This window comes from Chloroflexus sp. MS-G, from assembly GCF_000735195.1.
Classification (GTDB): domain Bacteria; phylum Chloroflexota; class Chloroflexia; order Chloroflexales; family Chloroflexaceae; genus Chloroflexus.
On record NZ_JPIM01000026.1, the window covers coordinates 34,337 to 45,890 of the forward strand.

Sequence of the window (11,554 nt, forward strand, 5' to 3'; positions counted from 1 at the left end):
GGTATTAGCCACCAGTTTGGGGGCGACGGACATGATCGGCGTATCAACGAGTGCCTGGACGTAAGAACGAGGTCGGAGCATCATACACCATTTACACAGACGGAATTGGTATGAGAACCCACTATGGTGATACAATACTGTCGAATAGTAATCGCAATACACCAATGGAGCACTGTAATGGATCGTGCACAATCGATAGAATTGACGGCCATAACCCCAACCGGCTTACTAGATTGGCTTACGCTGAGTTGCCGTCATGTTGCGTTGCTGGCAGCGATGCTGGCGACTGGTGGTAGTCTGTTTTTCAGTGAAGTGTTGGGGTGGATTCCCTGTGAACTCTGCTGGTATCAACGCATTCTCATGTACCCGTTGACCGTGCTGCTTTTTGTCGGTATCTGGCGTGATGATCGCAAAGTATATCTGTACGTACTACCATTATCGTTGATGGGCATTGCCGTTTCACTGTATCATTACCTGATGGTCATGCTGATCATCCCACCGGCTCCTTGTGCTGGCGCTGTTCCATGTGCCTTCGACTACATCAACATCCCTGGCGCTTTGAGTTTTATCAAAATACCATTTCTGGCCCTGATCGCCTTCGTAATTATCAGTGTGATGATGGCAAACCTGGCCCTAGCCGAAAATGCTCCAGCGTGTGGTCGACTGGCCCGTATTACCGCTACCGTTATCGTCGTTGCAACGGCGCTATCCTTTATCGGCTTAGGTCTGATGATTTAATTGTTAATCGGCACATAAGCAAACTTTCATCAGACGATTGCCTGAAGTATGGTATACTCCGGCTACCAATGAGAATCAGGACAGGGTTGTGCGGGGGCGCAACCAGGAGGAAAGAGCGGTACCAGCGACACGTGACAACAGATTGAAGCGCATGGACTTCACGAAGAGTGAAGTTGACGAGGACGGAGGTTCCCGGCGCGAGCCGGAGCTAACGGGTGTCAAAAACCCGGAACATCGAGAGATCAGCGGAAGCCTCCCCGGCGCTGGGCGTCGCCGGTCAAGCAGACAACTCAACACCTGTCGGTGACGACTAGGGCAACGTTGTCGGCAACGACCCACCAACAATTTCCCCCACTCTTGCAACTGATATTCTCTGCCGCAATCCATCCAGAGCGGCGATCTGTGTTGCTGCGTTCCAACTCAGCCGATTGCCGCTATGGGTTGGTGTTGCCAGTTATTGCTAAGGAGTACGTTATGTGTGGTATTGTGGGTTACGTCGGAGCACGAGAAGCGACTGAGGTAGTCTTGCACGGCTTACAACGGTTGGAATATCGAGGGTATGACTCGGCAGGAGTAGCGATTTACGATCCAGTCATCGGTTTACAATTACGCCGCAGCGTCGGCAAATTGAGCAATCTTCAACAACGACTGCTGAACGAACCAACGCATGGTCACATCGGAATCGGTCACACCCGCTGGGCCACTCACGGTGGCGTGACCGAAATCAACGCTCATCCGCATCGCGATGCCAGTGGCGCGATTGTAGTCATTCAAAATGGGATTGTGGAGAATTATCTCGCGCTGAAGGGGCGGCTGCTCGAACTGGGCTATCAGTTTGAGTCGCAGACTGATACTGAGGTGATAGCAAAACTCCTCGGTCATTACTATAACGAATTGCGCGATCTTGGTCGCGCAATGCACCGTACCCTGCAAGAACTTCGTGGTGGGAACGCGATAGTAGCTTTTTGCATCCACGAACCAGACCAACTCGTCGCTGCGCGCCTGGGCAATGCAGGCGGAATCGCCATTGGTATCGGGAATGACGAACGATTTATCGCTTCAGATATTCCGGCCATTCTCGATTATACCCGCGATCTGATCTTCCTGGAGGATCGGGATATTGCAGTCGTTCGCCGCGATAGCGTGACCATTATGCGCCTCGATGGGACTCCGGTGGAACGACCAATCCACAGAATCGCCTGGGACCCGGTCGCAGCAGCCAAGGGTGATTACCGCCATTTTATGCAGAAGGAGATCGACGAGCAACCACGGGCGCTGATGGATGTTTTACGTGGCCGGATTGATCAGGAGCATGGGCGCATTTATCTGGAAGACCTCCGTCTCAACGACCACGATTTACGCCGGATTCGCCGCATCTACGCTACCGCTTGTGGTACGGCCTGGCATGCGGCACTAGTAGCCAAGTTTATGATTGAGCATCTGGCACGGGTGCGAGTTGAAGTAGATTACGCGAGCGAGTTCCGTTATCGTAACCCTGTCTTGCAGAGCAATGGTGAGCACGATGCCCTGGTACTGGCAATAACGCAAAGTGGCGAAACAGTTGATACATTGGCGGCAATGGAGGAGGCTCGCTTGCAGGGTGCGCCGAGTATCGCTATCGTCAATGCGATTGGCAGTCAGGCAGCCCGCGTGGCCGATGGTGGCCCAATCTATTTGCACGCCGGGCCGGAGATCGGGGTGGCCTCGACCAAGGCCTTCACATCGATGTTGGTAGCTGCCTATCTGTTTGCTCTCCGGCTGGCCCAGGCTCGTGGAACGCTCAAACCACAGCAGATTCGCGAGCACATCCAGGCGCTGATCGAATTGCCAGGACAGGCAGCACAGGTGATTGAACAAACAAAACCATTGTGCATCGAACTGGCCGAACGTTACTATCATGTCAGTAATGCCCTATTTCTTGGCCGCCAGATCAACTATCCTATTGCCCTCGAAGGCGCTCTCAAGTTGAAAGAGATTAGTTACATTCACGCGGAAGGATACCCTGCTGGTGAAATGAAGCATGGTCCCATTGCGTTGATCGATGAGAATATGCCGGTTATCTGCATCGCGACGCACGATCACATCTACGAGAAGATGATCAGCAACATTGAGCAGGTACGTGCGCGTCACGGTCAGGTGATAGCCATCGGTCATCAGGGCGATGAATTGCTGGCCGAAAAGGCCCACCACGTTATCGGTGTACCGACTACCCATCCCCTGTTGCAACCGGTGCTTAACGTGATACCGTTACAAATGTTTGCCTATCACGTAGCTGTGTTACGCGGATGCGATGTCGATCAACCGCGTAATCTTGCCAAGAGCGTCACTGTCGAGTAAGAAACTGAACGGTAGGTACGTCAAGAGTGTAGGTAACTGCGTAGACATCAGTGCAAGCTTGGCACCCCTCGCCTTTCCTCCAGCCCCTTCCGCTCCCATCCAGGGAGCGGAAGGGGGAGCGTGAAACAGGGCTAGAACTTCGTCCGCGATGGCTTGCTGATGCGACACACGATAGTTCCTGCCGCGCATTCAGGTGACTGCGTAGGTTAGGGGCATTTTAGGCACCTGGATGAGATGTATCGTTGTGTCCCTCCATTTAGTTGCGACGCATTGCCTCTCATAAGAACAAAAGATGAAAATACCGAAAACCCCTAATATCGGGCTACAGCAATGTTTACCCCAGACCAAACCCACGTTTGTGCAGGTCTGAAAGAAAAATACGGATCGCAAAAAGGGTAACATCTCTATACACAGGCAATGTCTCACGGCATGGCGGATGAAACCTGATAGATGTACGGGCTCAGTGCCGCTGCACCTCAACCGAATCTTCTTCTGCGACAGGGTATTCCGAATTAGGCACTCAATAACGAACATTTGCACGATCACGCTTTAACATCACGTCGTGATTCTGGGGGTGGTAAAACTGCTCGCAACACTTGCAAAGCATCCTCAGCAGCCTCGGCCTCGGTCTCATCGACACCATCTGGTCGGTAGCGCGCTCGTTCATAACTGACAGTGAGGTCGGTAAAAGGCTTCGGTTCAGGCAACACCGCTGCCATACTTGCACACCACTCAGACGGTGTTTGATCTGGTGATCGCCGCCAACCACGTGCTTCGAGCATGATAAGCGCTTGCACGTATGCCCGACGCACCCGTGTTACCGCATCAGCGTTGCGCAGAGCAACCAATGCCGCATGTAGACCACTTAAACGACGCTGAAAAGGGCGGCGCAGCATACCAAGCAAATCATGGAGGTCGCTTAACAAACTCTGCCCGACATCGAGCGATTGGTGCTCTTCATCGGAATCAGCGCGTCGGGTACGTCGTCGCCAGAGGAGTAAGAATATCACCAACAGTACCAACGGAATCAACGCCAGAACGAAGGTGGCCTGTTGCGCAATAATGACCACTGTCTCTACTGGGTTAGTATCGATGATTGTCGTATCTGGAGTTGGCGGGGGTTCAGGCCGTAAATTCATACGGGCCAAGACCTGACCAAATGCCGCAAAGAGCGCTCGGATCATATCGTCGAAGATGACTGTAAACAGATAGACGAACAGTGCGCCAATCAACGCGAACGGTAAGAGGAGCCATTGCAAGAGTGTAACGATCCCGATGAATGCCAACTCACCGCTGAGTAAGGCGGCTAGTGCTATGCCAAGCATCAGCACCCCACCAATGACCAACAGCAAGAGCAGACTCCAACGGACATTCAAGGTGTGGGTCTGGTCAGGGGTAGCTTCAAGCATATAACTGAGCGCCAGGGAACTGAGGCCACTGCCGACAAACACGACAATGTAAAGCAGCAACAGATCGTTCGCAACCGGCGCGCCTGCCCGTAACAGCGGCCCAAGCACGAGTGCGGCAATCGTCGCTACCAGCCCACGTCCGGCGAGCGTTAAGATTGTGGCATGCTCGTGTTCGGCCATCCTCACACCACGCCAGACAAGAAAAAAGGCGACTAGTACCGTCAGATAAATCAGTCCACTCTGGGGCTGGCCTGGTGGCAACGCAGCTAACGTATGGTGCGGATCAAGTCCGAACGTCAACCAACTCAGCCAGCAGGCAGCAACGAAAGGTGCGGCAACGAGCAACAGGCGATGAAGGGACCGAGGTAGACGATGACCAATTTCATCGGCAAGTCGCCCCAAGATAACCGCGCTCCACAAACCCGGCCATGACAACACAATCGTGGTCAGAGCCAGTAATGGTAGTCCAACAAGGGTCGCTTCAAAAGCGGTTAAAAAACCGAGTCGTAACAGGCGTGTCATAGGCGCAACTGTTCAGCGGTAGGCCAAGACATGACAAGTAGCAGAGGGCAAGCAGTGATGCAGCGGACATCGTGTCCGAAAAGAAAATACCGGGAGCGCCGACGACGCCCCCGGTAAACGAAACGGATTTACTTCGTCTCACGATAGAGCACGTGACGGCGAACGATCGGGTCGTACTTGCGCAACTCAAGACGGTTCGGGTCGTTACGCCGGTTCTTCTCAGTTGTATAAGTATGACCGCTCTCGGTGCTCTTCAGCTTAATGACGATGCGGTTTCCCTTCTTGCTGGCCATGGCACTTCCTCTTCCTAGAGCTACACACGAAATTGCGCCTCACGGCGCACTACTCGCAAGTATACCATATCGCTGAGCGATGGGCAACTGTAGCCCTCATCTTCCCCTTGGCTCCTTCCTTTCCCACCAAAGGCGAGAAAGGGGAGGACTCGCACCGACGGTCGTGAACCTATCCCTACAGTGTGGTGAAGGGCGTGATCGATGTCTGAACGCTGCGTTGTGGCTGGAAGAGAGGTATACGTCTACAGTGCGGGAAGGCCGTATCGGCGTCTGAACGATGGTCTTCGTTATCCATCATCCTGGCTTGTTCCGCATTTCTGCTTCCTCATTCCTCTTTTCGCTTTCCGCACTGATGTTGCATAACTGCGCCAGCTATGCTAAACTATTGAAGCCGATGGCCCGGTAGCTCAATGGATAGAGCAACGGTCTTCGGAACCGTTGGTTGGGGGTTCGAGTCCCTCCCGGGTCGCCACCTCGCCCGACGATCTGCCGTCGGGCGAACGTTTATTGTCAGGACGACACTCGCAGCACAAGGAGGTGTGCGATGCCGTTTTATCAGCGCCTGGGGCAGATTCCTCACAAACGTCATACGCAGTTCCGTAAGCCCGATGGTAAACTCTATCGCGAAGAAGTGATGGGGTTGGAAGGTTTCCACGGTATTCAGTCAATCCTCTATCATCACTTTTTACCACCCAGAGTCATCCGTGCCGAATTGATAGGCTCGATGCAGCCAGCATACGCTGAGTTTGGTCCGATCCGCCACCGTGCATTTGCAACCGCGAATGTCCCGGCTGGCGGTGACCCGGTGAACGCCCGGATCACGCTCCTTGGTAACAATGATGTGACGATCGGGATTAGTCGCCCTACCGAGAGTATGACCTACTTCTACCGCAATGCCCAGGCGTATGAGGTCTGGTTTACCCACGAAGGTAGTGGGGAATTACGCTCGCAATTCGGACGCCTTCCGTTTCGCGAGGGTGATTATCTGGTGATCCCTTTCGGTACTACCTGGCAGATGCAGCTTAACAGTCCGGCCCGTTTCCTTGTGATCGAGTCGGCCAGTCAGATTGCCCCACCTAAACGCTACCGTAATCAGTTTGGTCAGTTGCTTGAGCATGCACCGTATTGCGAACGTGATATTCGCGGTCCGACAGAGTTGCTGACCTTTACCGATACCGGTGAATTCGAGGTGCGGGTGAAGGTACGTAATCAGCTTACCCGTCATATTCTTGACCATCACCCCTTCGATGTGGTTGGCTGGGATGGCTATCTCTATCCTTGGGCCTTCTCGATCCATGATTTCGAGCCAATTACCGGTCGGATTCATCAACCGCCGCCGGTTCATCAGACCTTTGAAGGACACAATTTCGTGGTGTGCTCGTTCGTGCCACGGCTGTTCGATTATCACCCTGAGGCTATCCCAGCACCGTACAATCACTCGAACGTGAACTCCGATGAAGTGATCTACTACTGTGACGGTAATTTTATGTCGCGACGCGGGATTGAACGTTGCGACATAACGTTACATCCTGCCGGTTTGCCGCACGGTCCTCAGCCTGGCAGCACTGAAGCTAGTATCGGGGCTAAAGAGACTCGTGAGCTGGCAGTAATGATTGATACGTTCCACCCATTGCACGTCACTACAGCCGCGCTGGAATTGGAAAAAGCCGGGTATATGGATTCGTGGAGTGTTGGCGGACCAGAGGGGTAGTCAATACATAGCCACAGTATGAGCACGCCATGGGGAGGTGGATTTCGAGACCCACCTCCCAGAGTGATGTAACGCCGCAGACAGGAAAGCGAATTGAACATATTCGTACCAGTAAACGTACCGTTGCTCATCCAATGGAAGAGAACAGCCCTTGGAAGAAATGATCGCTAGCCGTGCTTGGTCTAGCGATCCGCTTACATCAGCATGATGCCACTCACCAGCTTTGTACCCGTTGCACCTAACAGCGATTTTCCGCTCGAAAATCTGCCCTACGGTGTGTTTCGACCCCGTAGTGGTGGTTCGCCACGAGTAGGAGTCGCAATTGGTGATTATGTTCTCGATCTGGCAGTGATCGACGAGGCTGGCTTGCTAGCAGCGACACCAGTCAGTAAATGTAGCCTCTTCAACCAAGACTCGCTCAACGCTTTTATGGCTGCTGGTCCAACGGCATGGCAGGCAGTACGGACTGTATTGCAACGGTTGCTCGCTGCTGATGAACCGATCCTACGCGATGCGCCAGCTTTGCGCGATGCCGCACTTATCCCGCAATCGGACATCGAGCTGTTGCTGCCAGCTCGGATTGGCGATTACACCGATTTTTATTCGTCTCTGCATCACGCCAGCAACGTCGGCAAAATGCTGCGCCCCGATAGTCCGCCACTCTTCCCAAATTGGCGACATCTCCCGGTTGCCTATCATGGACGGGCGAGTACAGTAGTGGTGAGCGGTACGGCCATTCGTCGTCCCTATGGCCAGATCAAACCGTCTGACAGTCCGGCGCCAATCTTCAGCCCGACCCGTGCGCTCGATTTCGAGCTGGAACTGGGGATGTTTATCGGGCCAGGGAATGCGTTAGGCCAACCAATTCCGATCACTCAAGCTGAAGAACATATTTTCGGATTTGTATTGGTGAATGATTGGAGCGCACGAGATATTCAGGGTTGGGAATACCAGCCGCTTGGCCCATTCCTGGCAAAAAACTTTGCCACTTCGATAAGCCCCTGGATTGTGCCGCTGGCCGCCTTGAACCCATTTCGCTGTGCTGGCGAGCCACAAGAACCGCCACCATTGCCATATTTGCAATCGGTGCAACCCGGTCATTTTGCAATTACCCTTGAAGTCTGGCTCAATGGCACTCGGATTTGCCAGACCGATAGTCGTTATCTCTACTGGAGCTTTGCGCAACAAATTGCTCACCACACCGTTAATGGTTGTAGCCTACGGCCCGGAGACTTGCTTGCCTCTGGGACTATTAGCGGGCCGACCAGGGAGTCACGTGGTTGTTTACTGGAACTGACCTGGCGGGGAAGTGAGCCGATCAGGCTGGCCGATGGTTCTTTGCGCCGCTGGTTGGAAGATGGTGATACGGTGACGATGCGCGGTTGGGCACAGGGTGAAGGGTACCGGATTGGGTTTGGTGCAGTTACGGGCACAATTGTGCCTGCTGAATATCCGGTGGTGCATTAGGTTGAGAGAGAAGCATGCGCCGAATGCCTTCCTGCCACGATCTTGAGCGATTGTCGGACACGGTAGTATCAATCCACCTCCCGGCAATAGTGTTGGGCGCATATACCTGTAGATGATTGCCTCTATCAAAACAGGAGGGGGGTCAGGAACCCGCCCTCCGCGCAGGGAATTGCCCTACAACCGTCCCGGTCGGGAACTCTCGCCTACCGCAGTTACAAAGTCTCGAGCAGCGCACACAGCAAAGCGGTACGTTCAATCAGGCCCTGGCGACTGATCTGCTCGTGTTCGGCATGGGCACCGGCTCCTGGACACCCCAATCCGTCGAGGGTTGGAATGCCGAGTGCAGCGGTAAAATTGCCATCACTGCCACCGCCGGTACTTCCCTCGCGGATGGTTAAACCGAGTGCAGTACCAAGTTTTTGCGCCTGCGTAAAAAGTGCCATACTAGCCGCCGTCCGCTCCATAGGTGGACGACGAACATTGCCGGTGACTGCGATTTGCACGCCCGGCGTAACCGGTTTGAGCGCTAACATACCGGTCTCGATCCGTTCAGCTTCGGCCTGGGTCCAAACTCGTACATCAACATCCATCCACGCTTCAGCCGGTACCACATTCGGTCGCGTACCACCCTCGGCAACACCAACATTCACAGTTGTACCAACAGCAGGATGAGCCAGGGCATTTACGGCCAATATCTGATGTGCCAGTTCGGTCAATGCACTGATCCCTTTCTCTGGTTCAACCCCGGCATGGGCTGCCCGACCGGTGATTGTCACGCGAAATGCTCCGCCGCCTTTCCGTGCCGTCTTCAGAGCGCCGTCTGGCTCGGTTGGTGGTTCGAGCACCAGGACATGAGCTGCTTGCTTTGCGGTTGTTTCGATCAGCGTGCGCGAGGTTGGACTACCGATCTCCTCATCGGAGGTAAGGAGTAACACTAGTGGCCGACGCAACACTGGCGCAGGTGGCCCAAACCCACCGAGCGCGGCGTAGATCATCGCAATGCTGGCCTTCATATCGTAAGCACCCGGCCCAAATGCCCGATCAGCCGTGATCGTAAACGGACGTTGGGCAACAGTTCCCGCTGGCCAGACTGTATCGTAATGACACAAGACGAGCGTTGGGGGCAGCGTTGGTTCAACGGCATTCGTTACCATCACTCGTACATGATCACCACCGCTTGGATTGGCAATCCGTTCCACAGTACCGACACGGGCAAACAGCGTTACCAAATCATCGGCCAGTGCATCGAGAAGCGGTTTGTCGGTACTTGGTGATTCAGCGTGAACGAGACGGGCAATCAGGTCGAGCAGATGAGCTTCGTGAATAGCAATCGTTGCACAATCAAGCATAACAGCCTCGTTAGCTAAGCAATGGTTGTGTAGGTAGTATAGCGTAATAAGTAGGATTTTCAACGTTTCCACCATTCCCGCCAGCGGGATGGAGGTAAGAGGGAAGAGGAGAAGGGACGAGTTCACACCCGCAAGTGGGAGCTGCTGGAGGGTGATGGTGTGCTGATGCACCAATCGATGGGTTTCCGGAGCGCACTGCGCAACTCGGGCCAGAGGCCAGCATTCTCAGGCAATCGCTCGGATGGTGCACTGATGCGCCATCCGATGGGTTTACAGCGCGCACCTAGGTAATTGTGTGCGTGGCGTGGGTCAGGCCCCATGATCGTAGTCGCAGCGAACGGTGTTGTAGAGACGGACGAAGTGAAACAAGTACGGTCTGTCTTTTCGGTTTTGTTTTCTCAGTAGATAAAGCCGAGTTGAAATACAGTAAAGCAAGTTAAACGTGCTTAAAGAATCCAGCACTGGCCGCAAGCGCAATGGCTCGCCGTGGATCAACGATGCGAGGACCATGGGGATTAAAGCGTAACAATACCGATTCTTCGGCATGTAGCTCCAATTCACGTTCACCATCAAAAGCCAATACTGTGGGCCGCTCACGACATACTGTCACTCCTGCATCAGGAGGTAATATCTGATATGCAGAGACATAAACTGTCTGCATTAAACCCGGCGCAACTGGCGCCCGTACCGGTGTACCGTCGGCAGCAAGGCGCAGGTAAAGACCATGACCCGGCGGATAGTCACCGGCCAGAAAATGCGCACCGATTGATGACAAACCAATATTACCCGGCTCAGCGCGAGTCAGAACCAGATCAGTGATCCGCGAACTGTCCCAAATAGCTCGCGCTGCAACGAACCGTTCATCATAGACAGCAGCATCAACCAGGGCTATATCATCGGGTGGAGTTCCGTCAATTTGCTCACCTGTCCGTTGTTCAGACAAGCGGTAGACATCGATGCGTGGCGCTCGAATGATTGCATCATTAGCGCGTCCACACGCTACGATGCCGGCGGCAAGACCGGCAGTAGTCGCTTCAATCATCAACGGAAACACATTATTTGTTCCGGTTGAAATAGGCATCAATGGTACATCACCACAAGCCTTAGCCACCAAGCGATTGGTCCCATCCCCGCCAAGTGTGACAATGCACCCTACACGATGTTCAGCCATATAGCGCGCAGCGCGTAGCGTATCGTCAGGGGTAAACCAGGCCGGCATATCAAGTAACGTCGCTTCAATTGTCAACGGCAGATTATCAAGCGCTTTCAGACCAATCCCAAAACGATCAGGCATTATCCAAACCCGCTGCACTCCTACAGCTTCGAGACCTAAGAGCACCCGCCTGACAATACTTACCTTTTCTTCATTATCAAACACAGAACCATGCGCCACCAACCGACGAATGTCTTTACCAGAGGCCGGATTCGCGATGATACCAACAGTAACCATAGAATACATCGCGGGGCTAGGCGCCCCGCGCTCCATTACACAATTATTAAGAGCGTGTCTGAAAGGTACCCCTATTACCTGGCAGCATCGTCCCCCAACCCACGCATACACGCGAGCAGATAACTCCCTGATGAGCTATTGTCTGACTACACTCATCAGGGCATGGCTTCGCAGATCGTGGCGGGTAGACCCGATCTTGCCCATGTCTCCTTCCTCTTCCCTGGTGGAAGGAGATGAAGCAAAATGCCCTTCGAGAAGGGAATATTCAGGTACAAGCT

Annotated in this window: 8 protein-coding genes and 1 tRNA gene; 5 read left to right on the plus strand and 4 right to left on the minus strand. The window is 53.7% G+C overall.

Translation table 11 applies throughout. The features are described from left to right. Positions 1-177: 177 nt before the first annotated feature. Together JE47_RS0106840 and glmS are read left to right on the plus strand one after the other, a co-directional pair. The gene (locus tag JE47_RS0106840; protein ID WP_031459043.1) at positions 178-738 is read left to right on the plus strand and encodes a disulfide bond formation protein B; all 561 of its coding nucleotides are present in this window, start codon (positions 178-180) and stop codon (positions 736-738) included. A 474-nt stretch (positions 739-1,212) separates the two neighbouring features. Next, a complete protein-coding gene (glmS, locus tag JE47_RS0106845; RefSeq protein WP_031459044.1) occupies positions 1,213-3,075 on the plus strand; it encodes a glutamine--fructose-6-phosphate transaminase (isomerizing) in 1,863 nt (620 codons plus the stop codon). A 542-nt stretch (positions 3,076-3,617) separates the two neighbouring features. On the opposite strand, the gene JE47_RS0106850 is transcribed toward glmS, so the two are convergent. Both JE47_RS0106850 and rpmG read right to left on the minus strand, forming a co-directional pair. Continuing rightward, positions 3,618-5,006, minus strand: a complete 1,389-nt coding sequence (locus JE47_RS0106850; RefSeq protein WP_051871086.1) for a DUF4129 domain-containing protein — start codon at positions 5,004-5,006, stop codon at positions 3,618-3,620. A 128-nt stretch (positions 5,007-5,134) separates the two neighbouring features. Further along, the gene (rpmG, locus tag JE47_RS0106855) at positions 5,135-5,299 is read right to left on the minus strand and encodes a 50S ribosomal protein L33 (protein ID WP_015941946.1); all 165 of its coding nucleotides are present in this window, start codon (positions 5,297-5,299) and stop codon (positions 5,135-5,137) included. A 396-nt stretch (positions 5,300-5,695) separates the two neighbouring features. Here rpmG and JE47_RS0106860 point away from each other — a divergent pair. The 3 genes from JE47_RS0106860 (at position 5,696) to fahA (ending at position 8,477) form a co-directional block, all read left to right on the plus strand. Next, positions 5,696-5,771 (plus strand) — tRNA-Arg (locus JE47_RS0106860). Positions 5,772-5,843: 72 nt separating this feature from the next. Continuing rightward, complete coding sequence (locus JE47_RS0106865; RefSeq protein ID WP_031459046.1) at positions 5,844-7,010, plus strand: homogentisate 1,2-dioxygenase; 1,167 nt, start codon at positions 5,844-5,846, stop codon at positions 7,008-7,010. Positions 7,011-7,217: 207 nt separating this feature from the next. Next, positions 7,218-8,477: a fumarylacetoacetase gene (gene fahA, locus JE47_RS0106870; RefSeq protein WP_031459047.1), complete on the plus strand. Its 1,260-nt coding sequence runs from the start codon at positions 7,218-7,220 to the stop codon at positions 8,475-8,477. Positions 8,478-8,689: 212 nt separating this feature from the next. Here the strand turns inward: fahA and JE47_RS0106875 are convergent, their stop codons facing one another. Both JE47_RS0106875 and JE47_RS0106880 read right to left on the minus strand, forming a co-directional pair. Continuing rightward, positions 8,690-9,826 (minus strand): M20 family metallopeptidase, encoded by a 1,137-nt coding sequence (locus JE47_RS0106875; protein ID WP_031459048.1) that lies wholly within the window; start codon positions 9,824-9,826, stop codon positions 8,690-8,692. Between the two features lie 436 nt (positions 9,827-10,262). Beyond that, positions 10,263-11,276, minus strand: a complete 1,014-nt coding sequence (locus JE47_RS0106880; protein ID WP_031459049.1) for an ATP-NAD kinase family protein — start codon at positions 11,274-11,276, stop codon at positions 10,263-10,265. Between the last annotated feature and the right edge of the window lie 278 nt (positions 11,277-11,554).

Excerpts from the sequence above, each read along its gene's own strand:
- JE47_RS0106840 (WP_031459043.1), top strand. The coding sequence starts at position 178 with ATGGATCGTGCACAATCGATAGAATTGACGGCCATAACCCCAACCGGC.
- glmS (WP_031459044.1), top strand. The coding sequence starts at position 1,213 with ATGTGTGGTATTGTGGGTTACGTCGGAGCACGAGAAGCGACTGAGGTA.
- JE47_RS0106850 (WP_051871086.1), bottom strand. The coding sequence starts at position 5,006 with ATGACACGCCTGTTACGACTCGGTTTTTTAACCGCTTTTGAAGCGACC.
- rpmG (WP_015941946.1), bottom strand. The coding sequence starts at position 5,299 with ATGGCCAGCAAGAAGGGAAACCGCATCGTCATTAAGCTGAAGAGCACC.
- JE47_RS0106865 (WP_031459046.1), top strand. The coding sequence starts at position 5,844 with ATGCCGTTTTATCAGCGCCTGGGGCAGATTCCTCACAAACGTCATACG.
- fahA (WP_031459047.1), top strand. The coding sequence starts at position 7,218 with ATGCCACTCACCAGCTTTGTACCCGTTGCACCTAACAGCGATTTTCCG.
- JE47_RS0106875 (WP_031459048.1), bottom strand. The coding sequence starts at position 9,826 with ATGCTTGATTGTGCAACGATTGCTATTCACGAAGCTCATCTGCTCGAC.
- JE47_RS0106880 (WP_031459049.1), bottom strand. The coding sequence starts at position 11,276 with ATGGTTACTGTTGGTATCATCGCGAATCCGGCCTCTGGTAAAGACATT.